This is a genomic window from Silanimonas sp. (assembly GCF_027531545.1).
Lineage (GTDB): Bacteria > Pseudomonadota > Gammaproteobacteria > Xanthomonadales > Xanthomonadaceae > Silanimonas.
In genome coordinates this window covers 105,218-128,679 of record NZ_JAPZSC010000018.1, presented here as the reverse complement: position 1 = coordinate 128,679, position 23,462 = coordinate 105,218, and the positions used below count along the sequence as shown (strand labels likewise).

The window sequence follows — 23,462 nt, the reverse complement described above, 5'->3', positions numbered from 1 at the left end:
GATGCCCTCGACCTCAGCGCTTGCGGCCGCCGACGAGCAGCAGCACCACGCCGAGGGCGATGGCGCCACCGCCCGCCCAGGGCGGGATGGTGACGGTTTCCTTGTCCTGCACCTTCAGCTCCAGCGGGCCGGCCTTCAGCGCGGTCTTCTCCTGCGTGTAGCTGAAGCTGCCGAATGCGAGCGCGAGCCCGCCGGCGATGACGAGGAGGATGGCGACGAGGCGAAGGATCATGGACGGGGTCCGGGCGTGGCGGTGGGCGCCTGAGGATGCGTCCCGACGCGCCGACCGCGCAACACGACGGCGATGCCGGCGAGGATGGCCGCGCCGGCCAGCAGGCGGGTGGCATCGAGCGTCTCGCCGAGCAGCAGCACGCCGGCGACGGCCGCCAGCGGCGGCACCGCCAGCTGCAGGCTCGCGGCGCGCAGGGCGCCGAGCTGCGGCAACACGCGGTACCAGAGCACGTAGCCGAGGCCCGAAGCGAGCGCGCCGGAGGCCACGGCACCGAGCAGGCCGCGTGCGTCCAGTGCCAGCGCATCGAGGTGCAGCGCGAGCAGGCCGAGCGCGAACGGCAGGCTGCGCAGGAAGTTGCCGGCCGTGTCGGCGACGGGGTCGGTGCTGCCGCGGCCCCACAGCGAATACAGGCCCCAGGCCACGCCCGCGCCGATCATCCACAGTGCGGCCCCGAGTGGTGGCGCCGCGGCGCCGGGCAGCAGCAGCGCCACCAGCCCGAGCGCGGCCACGACGAAGCCGGCCCACTGCGTGCCCGCCAGCCGCTCGCCCTGCCACAGGCCGATCAGCAGCATCGTCGCCTGCACGGCGCCGAACAGAAGCAGCGCACCGGTGGCCGCGCCGACGTCGACATAGGCCAGCGAGAAACCCGCCGCGTAGGCGAACAGCGCGAAAGCGCTGCGCCAGCCGGCGCGTTCCACGATGCCGGCATCGGGACGCGGCGCCTCGCGTCGTCGGCGCGCTGCCAGCAGCCCGGCCAACACCAGCGCGCCAGCCCCGAGCCGGATCGCGGTGAAGCTCGCCGCGTCGGTGCCGCCGCCGATGAGCGCGAACCGGCACAGCAGCGAATTCGCCGCGAAGGCGAGCAGCGCCAGCGCCGTCGTCGCGGCAAGCGACGCGCCGGATCTCATCCCGCGCGGCCGAAGATGGCTTCCGCGCGATTGAACAGGATCCAGCTCGTCGCGATGTACTTGTCGCCGCCCGCCGGCCGGTTGCCGCGGTGCGTGTGCGTGAACGCGGTGGGGGCGATCAGCACGCTGCCGGTCTTCGGCACCACCTTGCGGCGCTGGTACAGGAACTCCGTCTCGCCCTCGTCGAACGCATCGTTGAGGTAGATCGTCCACAGCAGGGTGCGGTGCAGCGTTTCGCTGTTGGCATCGCGCGGGTAGAGCTCGCAATGCCAGTAGGGGTAACCCCCCTCGCCGGCGGTGTAGCGCTGCAGGTTGATGCTGCCGGGGCGCAGCAGCTGCTGAACGAGGCCGAGCAGGCTGCCGTCGTCCAGGGCGGCGAGATCCTCGGCACCGAGGCGGCGCGCCGGGCCGCCATCGGCGGGGCGGTGCTCGAGCATCAGCGGCGCGACGATCGTATGCGGGTAGGTCCGCAGGTAGGCCATCAGCGCTTTCAGCACCGCGCCCATCAGCGTGGCGCTGACGTCGTTCCAGTCGGCGCGGCCGGTGATCTCGAGATCGCGGCTCTTCTTCATGTCGGGAAAGACGCCGCCGCCCACGCGGCCGTCGACGTGGTTGGCCGCGTCGAAGCGACGGCAAAGCGCCGCGCACCAGGTCGGGTCGATCAGGCCCTCGTAGACCTCGATGAAATCGGGGTGCGCGCTGTCCATTGCTCAGCCCTCGCGCACGTAGCGCTCGTATTCGGCCACTTCGTTCTTCGAGCCGAGGATCACCGGAACGCGCATGTGCAGGCCGGTGGGCGATACTTCGAGCATGCGCTGCGTGCCGGTGGTGGCCGCGCCGCCGGCTTGTTCGACGAGGAAGGCCATCGGGTTGGCTTCGTACATCAGGCGCAGGCGGCCACCCTTGTCGCGGCACTTGGCATCGACCGGGTACATGAAGGTGCCGCCGCGGGTCATGATGCGGTGCACGTCGGCCACCATGCTCGCGATCCAGCGCGTGTTGAAGTCCTTGCCGCGCGGGCCGGTTTTGCCGGCGAGAAGATCATCGACGTAGCGCTTCACCGGCGCGTCCCAGTGGCGCGCATTGCTGGCGTTGATCGCGTATTCCTGGGTGTCGGCCGGGATGCGGATGTCGCGCTGGGTGAGGATGAAGCTGCCGGTCTCGCGGTCCAGCGTGAAGGCATGCGTGCCGTGGCCGATGGTCAGCACCAGCACGGTGCAGGGGCCGTAGACGGTGTAGCCCGCGCACACCTGCTCGGTGCCCGGCTGCAGGAAGTGCTCGGTCTGCGGCTCGGTGATGCCGTCCGGGCAGCGCAGCACCGAGAAGATGGTGCCCACGCTCACGTTGACGTCGATGTTCGAGCTGCCGTCGAGCGGGTCGAACAGCAGCAGGAAGTTGCCCTTCGGATAGGCGTCCGGGATCGGGTGCGGGTCGTCCATTTCTTCGGAGGCGATGCCGGCGAGGTGGCCGCCCCAGGCGTTCGCTTCGAGCAGGATCTCGTTGCTGAGCACGTCGAGCTTCTTCTGTGCCTCGCCCTGCACGTTGCCGGTGCCGGCGTCGCCCAGCACGCCGCCCAGCGCGCCCTTGCTGATGGCGTAGCTGATCGATTTGCAGGCGCGCGACACCACTTCGATGAGCAGGCGCAGCTCCGGGTTGATCTGCCCCGCGCGTTCGGCCTCGATCAGGAAGCGGGTGAGAGGCGTGCGGCTCGACATCGCGGGGGCTCCAGGGGCGGGAAGCCCGCATTCTACCGGCCCCCGGGCGCGGCCCCCCGGTCGGGCACGAAGGTGGCCGGCGATGCCATCATCCCCGCATGAGCCTTGATCCCCAGTACGCCGGATACCTCACCGCCCTCGGCCTCGGCCTGCTGATCGGCGTGGTGCGCGAGCGCCAGCGCGACCACGGTGGCCACACGCCGGCGGGCATGCGCACGCACACCATTGCCGCCCTCGCCGGCGCGGTGGCCTGGACGCTCGGCTTGCCGGTGTTCCTCGTGGTGCTCGGGTCCGTCGGCCTGCTTGCCTACGGCAGCTACCGCCTGAGCGATGCCTCCGACCCGGGACAAACCGGCGAGGTGGCCCTGCTGGTCACGGTGCTGCTCGGCGCGCTGGCCCAGGGCTCGCCCGGCCTGGCCGCGGCCTTGGCCGTGCTGGTGGCCCTGCTGCTGCAGGCCAAGGACAAGCTGCATCGCCTCGGCCGCGACCTGATCAGCGAGCGCGAGGTGCGCGATGGCCTGCTGCTGCTGGCCGCAGCGCTGCTGGTCTTGCCGCTCCTGCCGGATGAATCGATCGGCCCGGGCGGCGCCCTGAATCCGCAGAAGCTTTGGCGTCTCGTGGTGCTGGTGATGGCCGTCAGCGCGCTGGGCCACGTGGCGCTGCGCGTCATCGGCAGCGGCAAGGGCCTGGCCGTGGCGGGCTTCTTCGCCGGCTTCGTGTCGTCGACGGCGGCGATCGCCGGCTTCGGCCAGCGGGTGCGGACCACCCCCAGCCTGCTGCGGCCCAGCGTGGGCGCAGCCATGTTCGCGGCACTGGCCTCGCTGGTGCTGATGTTCCCGGTGCTGGCGACGGTCTCGGCCACCCTGCTGAAGGCGGTGATGCCGGCCCTGCTTGGTTTCGGCCTCGTGCTCGCCGTCGGCGGCGCGCTGGGCTTGCGCGGCGGATCGGGCGACGAGCCGGCGCCCACGCAGGAGTCGCGGATGTTCCGCTTCACGCACGCGCTGTACTTCGCCGGCTTCATGGCCGGCGTGCTGGTGGTCTCGGCGCTGCTGCGTCAGGCCTTCGGCGAAGCCGGCGCATTGGCCACGGCCTTCCTCGCGGCGATCGCCGAGGTGCACGCCGCGGTCGCCTCGATCGGCCAACTCGTGGGCCAAGGCCTGATGGGGCTTGAGACCGCCCGGCAGGCGGTGCTGGCCGTGCTCGCCGCCAGCGTGATCGCCCGTGGCGCCGTCGCGTGGGTGGCCGGTGGTAAGGCCTATGGGCTGCGCGTCAGCGCGGGCCTCGCCATCGCTTGGGTCGGTGCCGTGCTGGCGACCGTGCTGTTGCCGGTCGGGTCGTGAGTTGCGCCTGCGGCAGCGGCCGCGCCAGCGCGGACTGCTGCGGACGCTGGCGGGCCGACCATCCCGCGCCGACCGCCGAGGCCCTGATGCGCTCGCGCTACAGCGCCTACGTGCGCGGGGATGTCGATTACCTCCGGGCCACCTGGCACGCGAGCACGCGGCCCGCGGCCGATGCCCTCGCGCCGGAGCCCGGCACGCGCTGGTTGTGCCTCGAGGTGAAGCGCGCGGTCGAGCACGGCGACACCGCGGTCGTCGAGTTCGTCGCACGCTTCAAGGTGGGCGGAAAGCCCGCCGTGCGCCTGCACGAGACCAGCCGCTTCGTGCGGGAGGACGGACGCTGGTACTACGTGGACGGTGATCTGTCCTGAGCCGTCGATGGGCGGCGCTGGAAGGGCCAGGCCAGCCAGCGGCCGGTGGCCGTGGCAACGGGATACCGCGCCGGGTCGAACACGCCCACGGCCCGCGGCCCGGGACCGGAACGGTGGGTCCCGAAGACGAGGTCCCACAGCGGCAGGTCGGTGCCGAAGTTGCCGGCCTCGCGCCCATCCGTGCTGTGGTGCAGGCGGTGCAGTTCGGCACTGCCGAGCACCCAGCGCAGCGGGCCGATGATGCCGCGCACGTTGGCGTGCGCCGCCAGCGCCTGGGTCAGGTGGAACATGGCGAGGGCGGTGATCACCTCGGCATCGAAACCCAGCAGCACCAGCGGGCCCCAGCGGACCACGCCGTCGTAGAGGGCGTTCAGCGGATGCGCCGTGAGGGCGTTCGCCACGTTCAGGGCTTCCGGCCGGTGATGGAAGGCATGCACCCGCCACAGCCAGCCACCGCGATGGCTCCAGCGGTGCAGGGCGTAGCTGCCCAGGTCGGCCAGCAGCGCGCCGCCGATGACCTGGAGCCAGCCCGGGAGCGCTGATGCACCGGAAACGAATCGCAGGGCGACGACGGCCAAGGCCATCTTCGCCAGCGCATCGACAAGCGCATTCAGCGCGAACACGCCGCCGTCGCGGACGAGGTCGGCCCGGGTCGGACGCCAGTCGGCGCGATACGGGCGCCAGCGCTCGGCGGCGGCGATCACGGCCACGTTGAGCAGCAGCCAGCCCGCCACCCGGAGCTCGTGCGCGAGGCCGGGTGCGCCCATCGCGACCACGGGGAGCAGGCTGAGCAGCAGCAGGTGCGGCACGTGCCATCCACGCTCGAGGGTGTCTTGTGTCATGTCGGGTCATCCGCGAAGGTGCGAGGCACGCCAGCGTCCGCCCACGCGGCGGCTTCGTCCTTGACCCGGGTTCAGCGCCGCGATGACCGAACTGCCTGCCATGCTCCGGACGCAGATCGCGAATCGCCCGCCGGAGCATTTCGCGAAAGGCGTGCACCTTGCGGTGCCGGATCGCCGCGAGAGCCGCGTGTGGTACCTCCACGACGGCCTTGTGCGCCTTTACTCGCTGGGCGAGGACGGCCGGGAGCACAACCATGGCTTCCACGGCGCCGGCGACTGGGTCCATGGCCGGCTGGCGTCGAGCGCGCTGCCCGGCTGCTGCGATGGCGGCGCGCTCGGGGTCGAGGCGCTGCAGCCAACGCGCGCGGCGGCCTTCCGCATCGACGAGCTCGACGCTTGGCGCCAGGCCGACCCGGCCGTGGCGCAGTTCCTGCTGACCACCCTGATGGCGCTGACCGCGGAACGCCTCGAGCGGGAGGCGGCGCTGCTGACGCGATCGCCCGAGCAGCGCTACATCGCGTTGTTGGAACGGCACCCCGCCATGCTCGACGCGGTGCCGCTCCAGCAGATCGCCGGTTGGCTCGGCATCACGCCCGTCGCGCTGTCGCGCATCCGGCGCCGTTTGCGCGAACGCGGCGGTTGAGCCACGTCCGCGCGCCTTGCCTCAGGGCGCGTGCCCGCCCGGGTCGCTCCCCGACGGGGCCGCTGCCTCGGCGAAATCCCCCGCCAAGGCCTTGTACAGCGCGGCCAGCGCGGTGGTGCGTGAGGTCTGCGCCTGCACCGCGGCGTCCTCGAGGTCGATGCGCGTCTGCTCGGTCTGCAGCAGGGTGAGCGCGTCGTCGGCACCGGCCTCGAAGCGCAGGCGCGACAGCCGCGAGGCTTCTTTCGCCGCGTCGGCGGCGTTGCCGAGCTCGATCGCCGCACGGTTGCTGGCGCGGTAGCCGGCGAGCGCGTTCTCGGTTTCCTCCAGCGCGCGGAGCACCGTCTCGCGGTACGCCGCCACGCTGCCGTCGGCACGCGCCTCTGCCGCCTTGACGTTCTGCCGCACGCGGCCGAAGTCGAGGAAGCGCCAGGTCAGCGACGGACCCCACTGCCAGCGTTCGGCATCGCGGTCGCCGAGCACGTTCGCGACCTGGCCGGTCCAACCGAACGCACCGTCGAGGAACAGCTTCGGGAAGTACTGCGCGATCTCCTCGCCCACGTCGTTGCGCGCCGCGGCGAGGCGGCGCTCGGCCGCGATGATGTCGGGACGACGCTGCAGCCAAGCCTCGGGCGTGCCGGCGGTCACGAGCGTCGGCAGTTCCGGGAAGGTGCGGGCGTCGCCCACCTGCTCGCGCACGGCGGCCACCGGCTGGGCGGTGAGCACGGCGAGGCGCTGCTCCTGCGCGACGAGCTCGGCCTCGCGCTGCGGCAGGTTGGCCGCGAGGCTGCTGCGCTGCGCGCGGGCGCGGGCGAAATCGACGCCGTTCTGGCGGCCGTTCTCGAACAGCAGCTCGATCACGACGAGCACCTCGTCGGCCGCCGCTAGGTTCTCCTTCGCGAGTGCCAGCCGACGCTGCGCGCCGCGCAGGGCGAAGTAGGTCTGTGCGGTCTCGGCCACCATGCTGATGCGCACGCTGCGCAGTTCGGCCGCGTTCGCCGCGGTGCGCGTGTGGATCGCGCGGCTGCGGTTGCGCAGGCCACCGAACAGATCGAGCTCCCACGTGGCGTCGAAGCCAGCGCGGTAGGTCTCGATGGTGCCGAGGCCCGGCGGGACGAAAGGATCCTGGTTGCTGGCGCGGCTGCGGCCGGCGTCGGTGGCGGCGGTGACGGTCGGAAACAGCGAATAGCGCGTGAGCCCGGACAGCGCGCGGGTTTCGGCGAGGCGCGCCTCGGCCTGCGCGATCGTGGTGTTCGCCACCAGCGTGCGTTCAATCAATCGCGCGAGGGCGGGATCGTTGAAGGCCTGCCAGACGGCGGTGCCGGGGGCGGCGGCGGTCTGTTCGCTGCTCGCCTGGTCGAACTCGGTGGGCAGGCTCACGTCCGGCCGCGTGTGCGGCGGGCCGACCGTGCAGCCGGCGAGCAGGGCGACGGTGATGGCCAGCGCGAGGCCTCGTGCGTGCAGCTTAGGCATGGGAGGACTCCTCGAGCTGGGCGACGGCGCGACGCGCCTTGCGGTTCTCCACCATGCGACGGATCACCACGTAGAACACGGGGGTGAAAAACAGGCCGAAGAAGGTCACGCCGAGCATGCCGAAGAACACGGTCACGCCCATCACGTGGCGCACCTCGGCGCCAGCACCGCCCGCGAACACCAGCGGCAGCACGCCGGCGATGAAGGCGAAGCTGGTCATCAGGATCGGGCGCAAGCGCAGGCGGCAGGCCTCGACGGCCGCTTCGACGATGCCGCGGCCCTGGCGCTCCAGGTCACGCGCGAACTCGACGATCAGGATCGCGTTCTTGCAGGCCAGGCCCATCAGCACCACGAGGCCGATCTGGGTGAACACGTTCATGTCGATGATGGTCGGCGGTGCGGCCGTCATCGGGTTGATCGCCCCCGTCACGATCTGCGCCACGAACCACAGGCCGTTGATCTGGTTCAGCACCCAGATGCCGGCCAGCGCCGACAGCAGGCAGAGCGGCACGATCAGGATCACCGCCAGCGGCAGCGACCAGCTCTCGTAGAGCGCCGCCAGCACGAGGTACACCAGCAGCACGCAGAGCGGGAACACCAGGTACTGGGCGATGCCCTGGTTCACCTGCTGGTAGGTGAGGCCGGTGAACTCTAGCGCCATGCCGCGCGGCAGGACCTGGCCGGCGGTGTCGCGGGCGATGCGCACGGCGTCCGTGCTGCTCACCGAAGCCGGATCGAAGGGACTGGCGCTGACGTCCGCCGCCGGGTAGCCGTTGTAGCGCACCACCGGGTCGGGGCCGAAGCTCGGCACCAGTTCGACCACGCTGCCGAGCGGCACCATCTCGCCCTGCGCGTTGCGCACCTGCAGGCGGGCGACATCGCCGACCTCGTCGCGGAAGGGCGCATCCGCCTGCGCGTACACCGAGTAGGTGCGACCGAACAGGTTGAAGTCATTGACGTAGGCGCTGCCGAGGTAGACCTGCAGCGAGTCGTAGACATCGGTGAGTGCGAGGCCGGATTCCTTGACCTTGTCGCGGTCGACCACGGCATCGAGCTGCGGCACGTTGGCCTGGAAGGACGAGAACGAGGAGCCGGGGCCGAAGCCGGGCTGCTGGCTGATCGTGCCGGTCAGCGCCTGCGTGGCGGCGTTGAGCTCGCCGTAGCCGACGCGCTGGCGGTCCTGCACGTAGGCTTCGACGCCGGCCGCGTTGCCGTAGCCGTTCACCGGCGGCGGCATGAAGGCGAAGGCCATGCCGTCCTGGATGGCGCCGAACTTGCCCGTCAGCTCGCCAGCGATCGCCGCGGCCGGCTTGGGCAGGTCGCCCGGCGCATCGAGGCCGATGAACATCACGCCGACGTTCGGCGTGCTGACGAAGTGGATGGCGTTGAGGCCGGGGAACTGCACCACGTCCTTCACGCCCGGCGTGGCCAAGGCGATCTCGCCCATGCGCTTCATCGCGGCTTCGGTGCGCTCGAGCGTGGCGCCCTCGGGCAGCTGCACGCCGGCGAACAGGTACTGCTTGTCCTGCGTCGGGATGAAGCCGCCCGGGATCTGCGTGAACCCGAGCACGGTCACGCCGACCAGGCCCGCGTACAGCACCAGCAGGCGCGTCGAGCGACGGATGGTGCCGCCGATGCGCCCCGCGTAGCGGTCCGAGCTGTGCTTGAAGCGGGCGTTGAACCAGCCGAAAAAGCGTCCCGCCACGCGGTCGATGCCGCGCGCCAGCGCATCTTTCGGCGCGCCGTGCGGCTTCAGCAGCACCGCGGCCAGCGCCGGGCTCAGGGTCAGCGAGTTGAAGGCCGAGATCAGCACCGAGGCGGCGATGGTCACCGCGAACTGGCGGTAGAACTGGCCGGTCACGCCGTCGATGAAGGCGATCGGTACGAACACCGCCGCCAGCACCAGCGAGATCGCGACGATCGGGCCGGAGACTTCGCTCATGGCCTTGTGCGCGGCGTCGAGCGGCGTCAAGCCTTCTTCGATGTGGCGCTCGACGTTTTCCACCACGACGATGGCGTCGTCGACCACGATGCCGATGGCCAGCACCAGGCCGAACAGTGTCAGCACGTTGATGGAATAGCCGAGCAGGAGCAGCACCGCGAAGGTGCCGACGATCGAGACCGGCACGGCCAGCAGCGGAATGATCGACGCACGCCAGGTCTGCAGGAACACCACCACGACGAGGACGACGAGCAGCACGGCCTCGAGCAGGGTGCTCACCACCGAGTCGACCGACGCCCGCACGAACACGGTCGGGTCGTAGGCGATCGCGTAGTCGACGCCCTCCGGGAAGTCCTTCTTCAGTTCGGCCATCCGCGCCCGCACGGCGTCGGAGAGTGCGATCGAGTTCGCGCCCGGCGCTTCGAAGATCACGATGGCCGCGGCTTCCTCGTTGTTGAGGTAGCTGTTGAGCGCATAGGTGTTCGAGCCGAGTTCGACGCGGGCGACGTCACGCAGGCGCGTCACGGCGCCGCCGGTGCCGGTCTTCAGCACGATGGCGCCGAATTCCTCGGGCGTCTCCAGTCGGCCGCGGGCGTTCACCAGCAGCTGCACCGAGGCGCCAGTGGGCTGCGGCGAGGCGCCGATGGCGCCGGCCGAGACCTGCACGTTCTGTTCGCGGATCGCGCCGACGATGTCGAGCGCGGTCAGCCCGCGGGCGGCCGCCTGGTCGGGGTCGATCCAGACGCGCATCGCGTAGACGCCGGCGCCGAAGGCCTGTGCGTTGCCGACGCCGGACAGGCGGGCGAGCTCGTCCTTGACGTTGAGGTTGGCGAAGTTCGACAGGTACAGGCCGTCGTAGCGGCCGTCCGGCGAGGTCAGGTGCACGACCATCGTGATGTTCGGCGACACCTTGGCGGTGGTGACGCCGAGCGCGCGCACCGAATCGGGCAGGCGCGGCAGGGCCTGCGCCACGCGGTTCTGCACCTGCACGGCGGCGAGGTCGACGTCGGTGCCGAGGCCGAAGGTGATCGACAGGACGAGGGTGCCGTCCGAGGACGCCGCCGACTTCATGTAGATCATGTTCTCGACGCCGTTGATCGTTTCCTCCAGCGGCGCGGCAACGGTGTCGGCGATGGTTTTCGGGTTGGCGCCCGGGTAGATCGCGGTGACCTGGATGGTCGGCGGCGCGACTTCCGGGTACTCGGTGATCGGCAGGTTGGGGATGGCGATCAGGCCGGCGACGAAGACGACGATCGAGAGGACCGCCGCGAGGATCGGGCGGTCGACGAAGACGCGCGAAAGATCGGTGTGTCCGGAGGCCATGGCTCAGCCCTCGGCCGTGTCGTCGGCCGTGGTCGCGCCACCGGCGGCATCGGCGGCGCCCGGCGCGGCGACCACGGTGTTCGGCGCCTCCATCGGCACCTCGACCGGCACGATCGCGGCACCCGGATAGAAGATCTTGCGCATGCCGTTCACGACGACCTTGTCGTCGGCGTCGAGGCCTTTCTCGACGACCACGAGGCCATCGATGGTCGGGCCCAGCTCGACGTCCTTGCGCACGGCGCCGAGGTGCGGCTCGCCGGTGCCGCCCATTTCCGGCGGCAGCGTCACCATGTCGGCCACGTAGACGTAGCGGCGGTCCTGGTCGGTGAGCACGGCCTGCGGATGCACGAGCAGCGCATCGCGCTGGCCGGAGCCGAGCAGCTGCACGCGGGCGAACAGGCCGGGGGTGAACACGCCATCCGGGTTCGGCAGTTCGGCGCGCGCGAAGATGGTGCCGGTAGCCGGATCGACGACGTTGTCGACGAAGACCATGCGGCCGGTGTGCGGGAAGCCCTGCTCGTTGGCGAGGCCCACGCGCACCGGGTTGGCGGCGTTGCGCGAGCTCGGGCGGCTGCCTTCGCGGGCCATGTCCTGATAGCGCAGGTAGGCGCGTTCGTCGCCCTGGAAGCTGACGTACACCGGATCCAGCGACACCACGGTGGTGAGCACCGGCTCGCCCGGCGACACGAGGTTGCCGGTGCGCATCCGGGCCACGCCGACGCGGCCGGCGATCGGCGCGGTGACGCGGGTGAACGACAGGTTCAACTCGGCCGTCTCGAGCCGCGCCTGCGCGGCGAGCAGGTCGGCATCGGCCTGCTTCGCTTCGTTCTGGCGGCTTTCGAGCTCGCCGGCGCTGACGGCCTTGGCGGCGATCAGCGTCTCGCTGCGCTTCAGCTCGGTCGCGGCCAGGGCGCGACGCGCGTCGGCGCGGGCCACGTCGGCGCGTGCGCTGGCGACGGCGGCGCGGTGTTCGCGGTCGTCGATGGTGAACAGGAGGTCGCCCTTGCGGACGAGGCCGCCTTCGTCGAAGTGCACGCCGACGATGGTGCCGCCGACGCGCGGGCGGATCTCGGCGCTTTCGATGGCTTCGATGCGGCCGGTGAACTCATCCCACTGCGCGACCGACTTCGCCACCACGGGCGCGACGTTCACTTCGGTGGGAGGCATCTGCATGCCACCGCCGCCGCCACCACAGGCGGCAAGGGCGAGGGCCAGTGCGCCGGCCAGAGCGAGGCGGCCCGCCAGCGCGGGTCGAGGGGCGAAGGCGGCGTGGGGTGTCGGGGCCATGGGTCAGGTTCCGGAAGAGGAATTCGGGGATTCGGGTGGGGGCGGGGCGTCGGCGGCGAAGGCGCGCACCTTGGCTTCGATCAGGGCGGCCAGGCGCGGGCGCGCGGCCGGGGGCAGGGGGCTGACGTTGAACAGCTGGTTCCAGAACAGGCCGTCGGCGGCGAGCAGCAGCAGGTAGCGCTCGAGGTCGGCGTCGTCCCAGCGCCAATCGGCGAATTCCTCGGCGAGGTGGGTGCGGACGGGGTCGAGCAGCGGCGGGTCGACCATCGCGGCGCTGAGCATTCCGGTGACGAAGCGCTTGTGGGCGTCGTCCTCGTCGGCCAGCGACGAGCGGACGTGGCCGATCATCCGGCAGGCCTTCGGGCAGGGCATGCCGGCGTCGCCCCCCAGCTGCTCCGCGGCCGCGTTCCAGTCGGCGATATCGGATTCGATCAGGGCCTTGAGCAGGTCTTCCTTGGTCCGGAAGTGGTAGGTGATGCCGCCGCGGGTCACGCCGGACTCTTCAGCCAGCGTTTCGAAGGTGAGGTGGCCGGCGCCGCGGGTTTCGACGATCCGGCGGGCGGCGTCGAGCACTTTCTGGCGGGCTTTGGGCGGGCGGGTCATAGGGGCGCAACTTTACAGGACGTTTTGTATAGAAATGTGTCAGGGCAACGTTCCGTCTATGGAACGCTGATGTGGCGGATTCGCAACGCCAGTGAGTCCGGCTCAGGCCGGCGCGATGGCGATATCGACGAGGTGCACGCGGTGCCGGCTGCCCTCGGGCCGCGGTTCGGCCCGGTAGCGGCCTCCGGCGGCCAGCGTGCGATCGCGGATGGCTTCGATGCCGAGGCCCTGCGCCGACGCGCCGGGCGGGTGGTCGAGATCGAGCTGGAGGTCGAGGTCGAGGCTGCCGGCGTTGGCGGTGGCCACGAGGTGGATCCGGCATTGCCGCGCCCCGTGGGCCAACCCGTGCTCCAGGCCGGCCTGCGCGATCCGGTAGACGACGCCTTTCCAGCGTTCGGGCAGGCGTTGCACCGGCCCGCCGAGCTGCACCGACCAGGCGGCGCCCTGCTCCTGCGCCCATTCCCACAGCGGCCCATGGGCCAGGAGGGCGTGGAGGTCACCGCGGGCCAGCGAGGGCGGCTGGAGCCGGCGCAGGGCGCGTTCGAGGCCGTCCTGCACCTGCCAGGTGTGGCCGCGCAGGGATTCCAGCATGCGCGCGTCGCGCTCGTCGCCGCTGCCACGCCAGGCCATCGCCAGCAGGGTCCGGAGCTCTTGCAGGGGCGGCGCCACCTGCTCGTGCAGCGATTCGGCGACGTGGCGTTGCCCCTCGTCCTCGAGCGCCACGATCCGCCCGGCCAGCTCGCGTTGTTCCAGCAGGGCCAGCCGCAGCGCCGCATGCTGGGCCTCCACGGTCTCGCGCTGCTCGCGCAGCTGCGTGGCCGCGGCGCCCAGCAGCAGCGCGGCGCCACCGATCACGGCCGTCATGACCTGCAGGCGCATCGGATCCGGCCGGTCGCTGAAGCCCAGGGCCAGCAGGCCACCGAGCCCGGCGAGCGACCAGGCCGCACCGCGCCAGCCGTGCCGGAACGCCAGCACCACGGCGGGCAGGAACACGATCAGCAGCAGGTGCTCGTCGAGCGCCGGCCGCTGCCTAGCGAGGCTCATCACGCCCAGCGTCACGGCGAAGGCCAGGGCGCCCTCGAAGCCCCACCGCCGCGAGCGCCAGAGGCCGGTCGGGTCGGCCCGCAAGGTCAGCGCGGCCGGCACCACGACGAGCAGGCCGAAGAGGTCGCCGAACCCGAAGGCGAGCAGGGCGTCGAAGCCCCCGCCATGCAGGGCCAGCAAGGGCGCGACGCCGAAGGTGCAGAGGGCACAAGCGGCCAGCAACCGTGCCATGCCGCCCGGCGTGTCCGGCGCCGCGGCGAAGTCGGGGCCCCGCAGCGCGCGGATCATCGCGGCGTATACCAGTACCGGGGCCAGCGCCACCAGCCAGGCTTCCAGGGCGAACAGCGGACCATCCCTCAGGAAATGCCGGGCCACGACCCCGCCTGCGGCGTCCACCGCCACCAGCGCCGGCCAGTAGCGCAAGGGCAGGAACCACAGCAGCAGGAAGCGCAGCGCCACCGGCCAGAAGGCCAGTGGGGTCGAAAGCATGTCCAGCAGCATCCAGGCGGGCACATAGGCGAGCAGGAGCAGCGTGGCCGCCCCGGGCCCCGGGCCGTCCGAGCGCGACGTCATGCCGCCGCCCCGCGCCGCGGCGCTTCGCGTCGGCGCATGGGGCCGATATACTTCAGCGTCCCATTGGCGGCCCAGCCCAACCAGGTATCCCCGTGCGCAATCACGATCTCGTCTTCCTGAAGCACTTCTCGCAGGTCATCGCGGTGCTGTTCGGCATCATGGTCGTGCTGATCCTGATCGGCCTTTACCTCAATGGCCGCAAGGCCCACGAGCCCAACCCGATCGCCGAAGCCCGCACGATCGAGCGCATCCAGCCTCTGGGCGGAGTGTATGCGGGTGAAACCGGAGCCGCTGCTGCCGCTGCCGCCGCGAAGGCCGCTGCCGAAGCTGCGGCCGCCGGCGGTGCACCCTACGGCGGCACGCTGGATGGCGCCGTGATCTACCAGAACCTCTGCTCGGCCTGCCACGCCAACGGCGCTGGCGGCGCCCCGGCCCCGACGGCCGCGGCGTGGGCGCCGCGCATCGCGCAGGGTCTCGACACGCTGGTGAAGCACGCCACCGAAGGCTTCCAGGGCGCGGCGGGCATCATGCCGGCGCGCGGCGGCAACGCCCGCCTCACCGACGAACAGGTCCGCGCCAGCGTCGAGTACATGGTCAACAAGTACCAGTAAGCTCGCGCCATCCCGTGTGTTTCCGACGCCGCCTTCGGGCGGCGTCGCCGTCTCTGGAGTTCCGATGACGCGTTTCCGTCCCGCCCCGCTCGCCTTCGCCCTGGGCCTTGCCCTCCTTGCTGCCGGATGCGGTGATCGTCCGGCCCCCGTCGCCACGGACGGCATCGCCGCCGTGCAGGGCAGCGGCGAGCGCAGCGCCTACGAAGGCCGGCGCGCGCGCATCGAAGGCGTCGTCACCGTGCTGATGGCCGACGGCGCGTTCGTGCAGAGCCTGCAGGCCGATGCCGACGCGGCGACCGCCGAAGGCCTGTTCGTGATGCCGGCCGAGGGCCAGCCTGCGCTCGAGGTCGGCCAACACGTCGCTGCCGAAGGGCTGGTCGCGGAATCCGGCGACGGCGCCACGCTGACGACGCTGGCCGATGCGCGTCTCGAAGTGTTCGGCACCGTGCCGCTCCCCGAGCCGCAGGCCCTCACGGCCCCGCCCGCCGATTGGGAAGCCTTCGAAGGCATGCGCCTGCGCGTCGAGGCCCCGCTCACCGTCACCGGCAACGACGCCCTGCTGCGCTTTGGCGAAGTCGACCTCGCTTTCGACGGCCGGCTCTACACGCCGACCGAGATCGCCGCGCCCGGCGAGGCCGCCATCGCACAGCGCGCCGACAACCGCCGCCGCCTGCTGGTGCTCGACGACGCCCGCACCGCCGAGAACCCCGGTTCCATCGCCTGGCTGTCGGCGCCGCTGTCGACCGACGCGCCGCTGCGTGCCGGCAGCACGCTCATCGGCGTGCAGGGCGTGCTCGACCAGCGCTGGGGCGCTTACCGCCTGCAGGCCGACGCGGTGGTCGGTGAAGTGCGGCAGGCACCGCGACCCGGCACCCCGGTCGTCGAGGGCGCGATCCGCATCGCCGGCATGAACCTGCTGAACCTCTTCAACGGCGACGGCCAGGGCGGCGGCTTCCCGACCGAGCGCGGCGCCAAGGACTACGACGGCTACGCGCGGCAGCTGGCGAAGCATGTCACCGTGATCACCGCGCTCGACCCGGCGATCATCGCGGCGCAGGAACTGGAGAACGACGGCTTCGGCCAGGAATCCGCGGTGCAGGAGCTCGCCGACGCGCTGAACGCGGCGCAGCCCGGCGCGCGCTGGACGCCGGTGGCCAGCGAAGGCCGACCCGGCACTGACCAGATCACCGTCGGCCTGCTCTATCGCGCCGATCGCGCCGAGGCCGTGGGCGCGCCCGCCTTGGCCATCGAAGGCCCGTTCGAGTACGGCAGCCGGCCGGTGCTGGCGCAGAGCTTCCGCATTGGCGACAGCCCGGTGTTCACCGTCGCCAGCGTGCACTTCAAGAGCAAGGGCGGTTGCGAGGACGCGCAGGGTGCGGACCGCGACCAGGACGACGGCCAGGGCTGCTACAACGCCAAGCGCGTGGAAAGCGCGGAAGCCATGCACGCGTGGCTGGCGACCGACCCCACCGGCAGCGGCAGCGACCGCGTCGTGGCCATCGGCGACTACAACGCCTACGCGATGGAAGACCCGATCCGGGTGCTGCGCGAGCGCGGTTGGGTCGACGCACCGATGGCCACCGAGGACGGCCACACTCCGCACAGCTTTGTCTTCGACGGCCAGGCCGGGCGCCTCGACCACGCGATGCTCAGCCCGTCGATGGCGGCGATGCTGCGCGGCGCGGCGAAGTGGCCGGTGAACAGCGACGAATCGATCGGCTTCGCCTACGACGGCGCGCTGGGTCGCGACGAGGCCAGCCCGTGGCGCAGCTCCGACCACGACCCGCTGCTGCTCGGCTTCGACGCCGCTTCCGCGCGCTGAAGTCGGCACGGCTAGACTCCGTCACGCATGAGCACCACGCCCACCTTCCCGACGGTTTCCGGCTCCCTGCGCCTCGCGGGCCCGGCGGGCATGATCGAAGCCGCCGTCGAGCTGCCGAAGGCCGAGGACGTGCGCCGTGGCGTCGCGGTGATCGGCCATCCGCACCCGCCCGACGGCGGCACGATGAACAACAAGGTCGTGACGACGATCGCGCGCGCGCTGGCTGAATCGGGCATCGCCTCGGTGCGCTTCAATTTCCGCGGCGTGGGCCATTCCGAAGGCGTGTACGACCAGGGTCGCGGCGAAACGCTCGACTACCTCGCGGTGGCTCAGTGGCTGCAGGCGCAGCGCCCCAGCGACGTGCTGTGGCTGGCGGGTTTCTCCTTCGGCAGCTGGGTGGCCCTGCGCGCCGCGCGCCAGCTTCCCGTCCAGCAGATGGTGTGCATCGCGCCGCCGGTGGGCTTCCGCGACTTCACCGGCGTGCCGCCGCCGACCTGCCCGTGGCTGGTGGTGCAGGGCGAGCAGGACGACGTGGTCGATCCGCAGAAGGTGTTCGACTGGGCCGCCGCCGCCGAAAACCCGCCGACCCTCGTGCGCATGGCCGAAGCCGGCCACTTCTTCCACGGCCGCCTCGTCGATCTGCGCGGCGCCATCCGCAACGGCGTGCGCAAGAACCTGCCGCCGCTGCAGCACACGGCCTGATCGCGCGATGCCGGGCCGGCCTTCGAAGCGCTACCTGGACGGCGTGGCCGAAGGCCGCTGGACGCAGGACGCCGGCCAGCTCGCCGCGCTGGTCGAACTCGATCGCGTCGCGGTCGATCTGCTCGAACGCCAGCGCGCCGGGTTCCTGAAGAAGCTGGGATTCCGGCTGGCCGGCCACGCCGGCGTGCGCGGCCTGTACCTGTGGGGCGGGGTCGGCCGCGGCAAGACCCTGCTGTGCGACCTGCTGCTGGAGGCCTGCGCCGAGCTGAAGCCGCAGCGCCTGCACTACCACCGGTTCATGCAGGACGTGCACGCGCGCATGACGGCGCTGCACGACACCGCGGACACGTTGAGCGTGGTCGCCGCGCAGTACGCCGCGATGTCGCCGCTGCTGGTGCTCGACGAGTTCTTCGTCAACGACATCGCCGACGCGATGATCCTCTCGCGATTGCTGGAGCAATTGTTCGACCGCGGCGTCACGCTCGTGACGACATCGAACATCGCGCCGCCGGGCCTGTATGCCAACGGCCTGCAGCGCGCGCGCTTCCTGCCGGCGATCGCCCTGCTCGAGAAGGACTGCGTGGTGCACAAGCTGGGCAGCGAGACGGATTTCCGCCTGCGCCAGTTCACCCATGCCGACACCTGGCACGTGCCCATCGATGCCGCCGGCGAGGCGCAGCTCGCGGAGCACTTCCGCGTGCTCAATGGTATCGGCGTGTGCCAGACCTGCCCGCTGTCGGTGAACGGCCGCGACATCCCCGCGAAGGCGCTCGGCGAAGGCGTGGCCTGGTTCGATTTCGAAGCCCTGTGCGAAGGCCCGCGCTCGGCGGCGGACTACATCGAGATCGCGAGCGAGCACCACACCCTGCTGCTCAGCGGCGTGCCGACCTTCAGCGACGAGAGCACCGACGCGCCGCGGCGCTTCATCCACCTCGTCGACGAGCTCTACGACCGCAACGTCAACCTCGTCGCCACCGCGGCCGCGCAGCCGCAGGGCCTGTACAAGGGCTTCAAGCTGCGCGTCGAGTTCGAACGCACGGTGTCGCGTCTCGTCGAAATGCGCAGCGAGGAGTACCTTGCGCGGGCGCACCGGCCGTGAGGCGCGCGGCGGCGTGGCTGCCCTGGGGCGTGGCGGCGCTCGCGGCGGCCGCGCTGTTCACGCTGTTCGCGCCCGGCTGGTTCACCTTCGACACCGCGCACCAGTGGTGGATGGCGCGCACCGGCCAGCTCGATACCACGCACCCCGCGGTGATGGTGCGGCTCTGGCAGGCGAGCCGCGCGCTGCTGCCCGATCCGCAAGGCTTCTTCGCCCTGCAACTGCTCTTCGTCTGGAGTGGGCTGGCCTTCGTCGCCACCGCGCTGCCGATGCGCACGCGTTGGCGGGTCGCCGTGCTGCTCGGCATCGGCCTGTGGCCGGCCTTCCTCGCGCTGCAGCCGCAGGTCTGGAAGGACCTGTGGATGGTCGGCGCGCTGCTGTGGGCCGTGGGCGCGCTGCTGCGCGAGCAGGCCGCCCCGGCGTGGAGATGGCGCGGGCTGGCGCTGCTGATGCTGGCGCTGGCTACGGCCTTCCGCTTCAACGCCCTCACCGGCGTGCTGCCGCTGTGGGCGTGGTTGGCGTGGCGCATCGCCCGCGTGCCGGTGGCCTCGAACCCTGCCGCGCCGCAGGACGGGGCGACGCGGGCCGTTGCGCGGACCCGTGTCGCGGTCGCCCTGCTCAGCTTCCCCGTGCTCCTCGGCCTCGCGGCAGTGCCCGACCGGCTCGGCAGCGTCCGGCACGTCACCGTGTGGCCGGTCATGGCGCTGTGGGACCTCGCCGCGGTGTCGATCGACACTGGACGCATGGCGATCCCCGCGCCCTTCCTGAAGCCGGGCGCGACGGTCGACGATCTCGCGCGCGAATTCGATCCGGCCGTGAACGTGCCGAGCTTCACCACCTGCACCATCCATTTCAGCTACGAAATCGCGCTGCGCGCCGAGGACCTCGCCGCACTGCGCGAGGCCTGGCTCACGCTGCCGCTGCGTGAACCGCAGGCCTGGGCACGGCATCGGCTGAGGCTGTCGGGCTATCTGTTCGGCTTTCGCAATGCCGAGCTCGCCGACACGCAGGTGCTGATGCCCGACCTCGTGCCGTTCAAGGACAACCCGCCGCTCACGATGGCGCCTTCGCGTCCGCGCGAGGTGCTGGTGGCCGCGTGGCACCGATGGGTCGATGGGCCTTTCTTCATGGGCTGGCTCTACCTGCTGCTCGCGGTCGGCGTGCTCGCTGCCGCCGCGTGGCGCCGGCGTGCCGCGGCCGCGGCGTTGTCGGCCTCGGGGTTGGCGATGGTCGCGCCCTTGGTGCCGCTCGCGACCGCTGCGGATTTCCGCTACCTGCTGTGGCTAGTGGTGGCCAGCCTGTTGGCCTTCGTGCTGCTTCTCGCGCCGGCCGCTCACGGGCGCGTGATGAACCGCGAGGGCGGCGCCTGATTCAGCGGGTTTTTCGCCCGCAGGCGCTATCCTCCGCGGCGATGAACAACACCCCCGAAACCTCGACGCTCGGCCAGAGCGTCGCCTTTCCGTCGTCCTATGACGCCGGCCTGCTGTTCCCGATCCCGCGCACGGAGGCCCGCTCGAAGCTGGGCCTCGACGAGGCGCTGCCCTTCGTCGGCGTCGACCTGTGGAACGCGTATGAACTCTCGTGGCTCGACCTGCGCGGCAAGCCGCAGGTGGCGCTGGCCGAGTTCCGCGTGCCGGCGACCTCGCCGAACCTCGTCGAATCGAAGAGTTTCAAGCTGTACCTGAACTCCTTCGCGCAGGAGCGGCTCGCCAACGCCGACGCCTTGCGCGCGACGCTGATCGCCGACCTCTCCGCCGCTGCCGGTGCATCCGTGTCGGTGAGCCTGATCGCGCCGACCTCGCCGCAGGCCTTCCCGGTCAGCGTGCTGCCCGGCGAGCTGATCGACGGCGTGGCCATCGCCATCGAGCACTACGGCCCGCCCGCGCCCGAGCTGCTGAAGTCCGACGCCCAGGAGACGGTGGAAGAGACGCTGGTCTCGCACCTGTTCCGCTCGAACTGCCCGGTCACCGGCCAGCCCGACTGGGCCAGCCTGCAGATCGCCTACACCGGCCCGCGCATCGACCGCGCGGCGCTGCTGCGCTACCTCGTCAGCTTCCGCACGCACAGCGATTTCCACGAGGCCTGCGTCGAGCGCATCTTCCTCGACCTGCGCGCGCGCTGTGCCCCGGTGAAGCTCTCGGTGTACGCGCGCTTCACCCGTCGCGGCGGTCTCGACATCAATCCGTTCCGGGCCTTGCCCGGCGCCGCGATGCCGGACAATCTGCGCCTGTCGCGGCAGTAGCCGCTCCCCCCGCCGAGCCCCGCCATGCCCTGCCGCCGCGTTCGTCCGCTCGTGAATCGCCCGATCGCATTCGCCTTGGCCTTGGTGCTCGCCGGCTGCGGTGGTGAACCCGCGGCGCCGGCCGCGGGCGCCCAAGCGCCGTCGACCGCCGCCGATGCGGGCGGCGCGGGTGCCGAGCCGATCGTGCAACTGCCGCAGGGCAGCCTCGAAGCCGTGGCGCTGGAGGTCGGCGTGGTTTTGGATGCCGACGGCCGCGTCGCCGCGGCGACGGATCGCGTCCGTCCGGCGGATGCCGTGCACGCCAGCCTCGTCACCGTCGGCGAGAGCGAGGCCGCGATGCTCGCCATCGCCTGGCGTGATGCCAGCGGCGCCGAGATCGACGCCGACGAGCGCGCGATCACCGCCAGCGGCCCCGCCGTGCACACCTTCACCCGCCAGCCCGAAGGCGGCTGGGCGCCGGGCCGCTACGAGGTCGAAGTGAGCGTGGACGGCGAGAGTGCCGGCGTGCGGGTTTTCGACGTGCGCTGAGGCGCGCTACTCGAAGCGTCGCTCCAGACCCACGAACACACTCCGCCCGGCGCCGGGGAAACTGCGCTCCTCGCCGAAGGCGAAGTCCACGCGCTCGGCGTAGCGGCGGTCGGCCAGGTTCATCAGCCGCAGGGTTGCACGCCAGTCGTCGGTGAGCGCCGCGCCGAGCCGCGCATGCCACAGCACGTGCCCGCCGTAGCGGCGTGTGTTCGCGGCATCGATGGCGTAGGCGCCCTGCCACAGGCCTTCAAGTTCCGCCTCGAAGCGCGTGCCGAAGCGCCGCCCCACGCGAACGCCGCCCAGCCATTCCGGCGCGCTGTCGATGCGCGTGCCACGGCGGATCGTCTCGCCGCCGGGCAGCAGGCGATCGAAGGCGTAGCGCTGGTCGCTCCAAGCCAACTGACCTTCGATCCATGAGGCGTCGTCCGGCGTCCAGGTTCCTGCGAGCTCCACCCCGCGATGCCGGGTGGCTGCGCCGGGCACGCTCAGCCCCGCGGCGTCGCGCAGCAGTACGTCGCGCTTGCGCATCGCGTAGGCCACGGCCTCGGCGCGCAGGGTGGGGCCGGTGAAGCGGAGCGTCCCTTCGAGGCTGTCGGCGGTCTCGACGCCGATGCCTTCGACGGTCTGGCCGCGCTGCAGGCGGTACAGCTCGGTGGCCTGCGGGAAGCGGAACGCGCGCGCCGCGCGGGCGCCCACCGACAAGCCGCCGTCGAGGCTCCGCATCCAGCCGAGCTGCGCGCTGCGCGCGGTGAAGGCATCGCGGCGATCGGCCGGGCGCAGGTACAAGCAGCCGCCGAAGCCGCAGGGCGTGCCGTTATCGCGGAGGTTGCCGTCGGCGGCGCGGTTGTCGTGGCGGTAGCGGAGGTTCTCGACGCGCGCCCCGACGGTGATCGCGTCGCGGTCGAATCGCCATTGCTTCTCACCGAACAACGCGAGCTGCCGGGCGTCGATGGCGTAGTCGTAGTGCGTGCCGGCGGGGCGCTGCGCGTTCTGCGCCGGCGTGCCGGTCGTGAGCGCGCGGGCCTGCGTCTGTTGCAGTTCGCCCTCCACGCCTTCGAGATCAAGGCCGACGCGCAGCGAGGCGTCCGACCACATCGTCTGCAGGCCCAAGCTGCGGCTGCCGTTCTCCTCGAGCGGTTGGCCGAGGTTGAAATGCTGGAGGAAGCGCTGCGATTCGTCCCGCGCATAGGGCCGGATCAACCACTCGCCGTCGCCGAGTGCGCGGACGTGATGCAGCACGAGGCGCGCGCTGTCGGCTTCGCGGAAGGCTTCCGGATTGGCGTTGCCGAAGCGTCGCGCATCGCGCCACGCGCCCTCGCCGAAGGCGAAGCCGGCGGTTTCCTGGCGCAGCCGGTGTGCGGCGAAGGCGAGCCGCGTGCCACCGTCCGACGCGGGTTGCCATTGCGCGGTGAGCTGCTGCTGCGCGTAGCCCTCGTTGGCGCGGAAGCTGCCGGCGTCGACCGCGTTCGCGTCCAGGCGGAAGGCCGCGCCGCCATCGAGCGACAGCAGCGCGCGGCGGTAGTCGTCGCTGCCGACCTCGATGCGGGCGCTACCGCCGTCACCGGGAAGGCGAGGTTGCGCAGAGACCACGCCGTGCAGCGCGTTGCTGCCGTGTACTGCGCTGCCGGGGCCGCGCAGCACCTCGACCCGTGCTGCCTGGGCGAGGTTGAGTTCGGACAGCTGGTTGACGTTGCAGAAACCCGCGGGGCGGATCGGCACGCCGTCGTCGAGTACGAGGAAGGCGCCGCAGGCGCCGGGGCCGGTGAGCACCGGCGAGCGCAGCGCCAGCAGCTGCTCCTGCCCGCTGCCGCGGCTGGCCCAGGCGCCGGGAACGCGCGCCAGCGCCTCGTTCGCATGCGTGGGCGCGAGACGGTCGAGGGCGGCGGCGTCGAGACGCGCGACCGCTTCGGCGCGCGCGCGTCCGTCTTCCGGGCGGCGCGTCGTCACCTGCACGGCATCGAGGCGCGTGGCCTGCGCTTCGGGGGTCGGCGTCGGCGCGGCCGATGCCGACGAGGCGGCGGCAAGGGCGGGCAGCAGCGCCAGCCAGAACGACGGAATACGCGGCACGTTGGGCATCGAGGGGAAAGGAGCAGGCAGAGTGTGGACCAATGCCAGTGCAGGCGCGGCGAAACACGATGCCGGCGTCGCCCGCGGACGACACGACCGCGACT

General features: G+C 71.6%; 21 protein-coding genes. 10 read left to right on the top strand and 11 right to left on the bottom strand.

What is annotated here, in order from left to right:
- Window positions 1-13 precede the first annotated feature (13 nt).
- The 4 genes from O9280_RS11810 to O9280_RS11795 are packed head-to-tail and all read right to left on the bottom strand — an operon-like array spanning window position 14 to window position 2,855.
- Entirely contained in the window at window positions 14-232 is a 219-nt protein-coding gene (locus tag O9280_RS11810; RefSeq protein ID WP_298342825.1) for a hypothetical protein, read from the bottom strand.
- A complete protein-coding gene (locus O9280_RS11805) occupies window positions 229-1,140 on the bottom strand; it encodes a DMT family transporter (RefSeq protein ID WP_298342823.1) in 912 nt (303 codons plus the stop codon). Before O9280_RS11805 ends, O9280_RS11810 begins: the two co-directional genes overlap by 4 nt.
- Entirely contained in the window at window positions 1,137-1,847 is a 711-nt protein-coding gene (locus O9280_RS11800; protein WP_298342820.1) for a 2OG-Fe(II) oxygenase, read from the bottom strand. The genes O9280_RS11805 and O9280_RS11800 overlap by 4 nt, the downstream gene beginning before the upstream one ends.
- Window positions 1,848-1,850: 3 nt before the next feature.
- Window positions 1,851-2,855: a class 1 fructose-bisphosphatase gene (locus O9280_RS11795; RefSeq protein WP_298342817.1), complete on the bottom strand. Its 1,005-nt coding sequence runs from the start codon at window positions 2,853-2,855 to the stop codon at window positions 1,851-1,853.
- A gap of 98 nt (window positions 2,856-2,953) precedes the next feature.
- Here O9280_RS11795 and O9280_RS11790 point away from each other — a divergent pair, with 98 nt between their 5' ends.
- Window positions 2,954-4,195 carry an MgtC/SapB family protein gene (locus O9280_RS11790; RefSeq protein ID WP_297875841.1) on the top strand — a complete coding sequence of 414 codons (1,242 nt, stop codon included), beginning with the start codon at window positions 2,954-2,956 and terminating at the stop codon, window positions 4,193-4,195.
- On the top strand, window positions 4,192-4,563 hold the full coding sequence (locus O9280_RS11785; RefSeq protein WP_297875842.1) for a YchJ family protein: 372 nt from the start codon (window positions 4,192-4,194) through the stop codon (window positions 4,561-4,563). Before O9280_RS11790 ends, O9280_RS11785 begins: the two co-directional genes overlap by 4 nt.
- On the opposite strand, the gene O9280_RS11780 is transcribed toward O9280_RS11785, so the two are convergent.
- Window positions 4,539-5,405: a sterol desaturase family protein gene (locus tag O9280_RS11780; RefSeq protein ID WP_298342813.1), complete on the bottom strand. Its 867-nt coding sequence runs from the start codon at window positions 5,403-5,405 to the stop codon at window positions 4,539-4,541. The genes O9280_RS11785 and O9280_RS11780 overlap by 25 nt on opposite strands.
- 82 nt (window positions 5,406-5,487) lie before the next feature.
- Here O9280_RS11780 and O9280_RS11775 point away from each other — a divergent pair, with 82 nt between their 5' ends.
- On the top strand, window positions 5,488-6,048 hold the full coding sequence (locus tag O9280_RS11775; RefSeq protein WP_298342810.1) for a Crp/Fnr family transcriptional regulator: 561 nt from the start codon (window positions 5,488-5,490) through the stop codon (window positions 6,046-6,048).
- A gap of 21 nt (window positions 6,049-6,069) precedes the next feature.
- Here O9280_RS11775 and O9280_RS11770 read toward each other — a convergent pair whose 3' ends face one another.
- The 5 genes from O9280_RS11770 to O9280_RS11750 all read right to left on the bottom strand — a co-directional run bounded on the left by O9280_RS11770 (window position 6,070) and on the right by O9280_RS11750 (window position 14,290).
- Entirely contained in the window at window positions 6,070-7,518 is a 1,449-nt protein-coding gene (locus tag O9280_RS11770; protein WP_298342808.1) for a TolC family protein, read from the bottom strand.
- The gene (locus O9280_RS11765; protein WP_298342806.1) at window positions 7,511-10,783 is read right to left on the bottom strand and encodes a multidrug efflux RND transporter permease subunit; all 3,273 of its coding nucleotides are present in this window, start codon (window positions 10,781-10,783) and stop codon (window positions 7,511-7,513) included. Before O9280_RS11765 ends, O9280_RS11770 begins: the two co-directional genes overlap by 8 nt.
- 3 nt (window positions 10,784-10,786) lie before the next feature.
- Complete coding sequence (locus O9280_RS11760) at window positions 10,787-12,070, bottom strand: efflux RND transporter periplasmic adaptor subunit (RefSeq protein WP_298342803.1); 1,284 nt, start codon at window positions 12,068-12,070, stop codon at window positions 10,787-10,789.
- Window positions 12,071-12,073: 3 nt separating this feature from the next.
- The gene (locus tag O9280_RS11755; RefSeq protein ID WP_298342800.1) at window positions 12,074-12,673 is read right to left on the bottom strand and encodes a TetR/AcrR family transcriptional regulator; all 600 of its coding nucleotides are present in this window, start codon (window positions 12,671-12,673) and stop codon (window positions 12,074-12,076) included.
- Between the two features lie 102 nt (window positions 12,674-12,775).
- Window positions 12,776-14,290 (bottom strand): hypothetical protein, encoded by a 1,515-nt coding sequence (locus tag O9280_RS11750; protein ID WP_298342797.1) that lies wholly within the window; start codon window positions 14,288-14,290, stop codon window positions 12,776-12,778.
- Window positions 14,291-14,382: 92 nt separating this feature from the next.
- On the opposite strand from O9280_RS11750, the gene O9280_RS11745 reads away from it, so the two are divergent.
- The 7 genes from O9280_RS11745 (at window position 14,383) to O9280_RS11715 (ending at window position 21,291) form a co-directional block, all read left to right on the top strand.
- A complete protein-coding gene (locus tag O9280_RS11745) occupies window positions 14,383-14,901 on the top strand; it encodes a c-type cytochrome (protein WP_298342794.1) in 519 nt (172 codons plus the stop codon).
- A 64-nt stretch (window positions 14,902-14,965) separates the two neighbouring features.
- Window positions 14,966-16,723 (top strand): ExeM/NucH family extracellular endonuclease, encoded by a 1,758-nt coding sequence (locus tag O9280_RS11740; RefSeq protein ID WP_298342791.1) that lies wholly within the window; start codon window positions 14,966-14,968, stop codon window positions 16,721-16,723.
- A 27-nt stretch (window positions 16,724-16,750) separates the two neighbouring features.
- Complete coding sequence (locus O9280_RS11735) at window positions 16,751-17,425, top strand: alpha/beta fold hydrolase (protein ID WP_298342789.1); 675 nt, start codon at window positions 16,751-16,753, stop codon at window positions 17,423-17,425.
- Between the two features lie 7 nt (window positions 17,426-17,432).
- Window positions 17,433-18,524, top strand: a complete 1,092-nt coding sequence (zapE, locus tag O9280_RS11730; RefSeq protein ID WP_298342786.1) for a cell division protein ZapE — start codon at window positions 17,433-17,435, stop codon at window positions 18,522-18,524.
- Window positions 18,521-19,891 carry a hypothetical protein gene (locus O9280_RS11725; RefSeq protein WP_298342783.1) on the top strand — a complete coding sequence of 457 codons (1,371 nt, stop codon included), beginning with the start codon at window positions 18,521-18,523 and terminating at the stop codon, window positions 19,889-19,891. The genes zapE and O9280_RS11725 overlap by 4 nt, the downstream gene beginning before the upstream one ends.
- 41 nt (window positions 19,892-19,932) lie before the next feature.
- Complete coding sequence (gene queF / locus O9280_RS11720) at window positions 19,933-20,763, top strand: NADPH-dependent 7-cyano-7-deazaguanine reductase QueF (RefSeq protein ID WP_298342781.1); 831 nt, start codon at window positions 19,933-19,935, stop codon at window positions 20,761-20,763.
- A 24-nt stretch (window positions 20,764-20,787) separates the two neighbouring features.
- Window positions 20,788-21,291: a hypothetical protein gene (locus O9280_RS11715; protein WP_298342778.1), complete on the top strand. Its 504-nt coding sequence runs from the start codon at window positions 20,788-20,790 to the stop codon at window positions 21,289-21,291.
- Window positions 21,292-21,297: 6 nt separating this feature from the next.
- Here O9280_RS11715 and O9280_RS11710 read toward each other — a convergent pair whose 3' ends face one another.
- Window positions 21,298-23,358, bottom strand: a complete 2,061-nt coding sequence (locus O9280_RS11710) for a TonB-dependent receptor (RefSeq protein WP_298342775.1) — start codon at window positions 23,356-23,358, stop codon at window positions 21,298-21,300.
- Between the last annotated feature and the right edge of the window lie 104 nt (window positions 23,359-23,462).

What these genes read in the sequence shown, in the direction of transcription:
- O9280_RS11810 (WP_298342825.1), bottom strand. Translation starts at nt 232, where the DNA reads ATGATCCTTCGCCTCGTCGCCATCCTCCTCGTCATCGCCGGCGGGCTC.
- O9280_RS11805 (WP_298342823.1), bottom strand. Translation starts at nt 1,140, where the DNA reads ATGAGATCCGGCGCGTCGCTTGCCGCGACGACGGCGCTGGCGCTGCTC.
- O9280_RS11800 (WP_298342820.1), bottom strand. Translation starts at nt 1,847, where the DNA reads ATGGACAGCGCGCACCCCGATTTCATCGAGGTCTACGAGGGCCTGATC.
- O9280_RS11795 (WP_298342817.1), bottom strand. Translation starts at nt 2,855, where the DNA reads ATGTCGAGCCGCACGCCTCTCACCCGCTTCCTGATCGAGGCCGAACGC.
- O9280_RS11790 (WP_297875841.1), top strand. Translation starts at nt 2,954, where the DNA reads ATGAGCCTTGATCCCCAGTACGCCGGATACCTCACCGCCCTCGGCCTC.
- O9280_RS11780 (WP_298342813.1), bottom strand. Translation starts at nt 5,405, where the DNA reads ATGACACAAGACACCCTCGAGCGTGGATGGCACGTGCCGCACCTGCTG.
- O9280_RS11775 (WP_298342810.1), top strand. Translation starts at nt 5,488, where the DNA reads ATGACCGAACTGCCTGCCATGCTCCGGACGCAGATCGCGAATCGCCCG.
- O9280_RS11770 (WP_298342808.1), bottom strand. Translation starts at nt 7,518, where the DNA reads ATGCCTAAGCTGCACGCACGAGGCCTCGCGCTGGCCATCACCGTCGCC.
- O9280_RS11765 (WP_298342806.1), bottom strand. Translation starts at nt 10,783, where the DNA reads ATGGCCTCCGGACACACCGATCTTTCGCGCGTCTTCGTCGACCGCCCG.
- O9280_RS11760 (WP_298342803.1), bottom strand. Translation starts at nt 12,070, where the DNA reads ATGGCCCCGACACCCCACGCCGCCTTCGCCCCTCGACCCGCGCTGGCG.
- O9280_RS11755 (WP_298342800.1), bottom strand. Translation starts at nt 12,673, where the DNA reads ATGACCCGCCCGCCCAAAGCCCGCCAGAAAGTGCTCGACGCCGCCCGC.
- O9280_RS11750 (WP_298342797.1), bottom strand. Translation starts at nt 14,290, where the DNA reads ATGACGTCGCGCTCGGACGGCCCGGGGCCCGGGGCGGCCACGCTGCTC.
- O9280_RS11740 (WP_298342791.1), top strand. Translation starts at nt 14,966, where the DNA reads ATGACGCGTTTCCGTCCCGCCCCGCTCGCCTTCGCCCTGGGCCTTGCC.
- O9280_RS11735 (WP_298342789.1), top strand. Translation starts at nt 16,751, where the DNA reads ATGAGCACCACGCCCACCTTCCCGACGGTTTCCGGCTCCCTGCGCCTC.
- zapE (WP_298342786.1), top strand. Translation starts at nt 17,433, where the DNA reads ATGCCGGGCCGGCCTTCGAAGCGCTACCTGGACGGCGTGGCCGAAGGC.
- queF (WP_298342781.1), top strand. Translation starts at nt 19,933, where the DNA reads ATGAACAACACCCCCGAAACCTCGACGCTCGGCCAGAGCGTCGCCTTT.
- O9280_RS11715 (WP_298342778.1), top strand. Translation starts at nt 20,788, where the DNA reads ATGCCCTGCCGCCGCGTTCGTCCGCTCGTGAATCGCCCGATCGCATTC.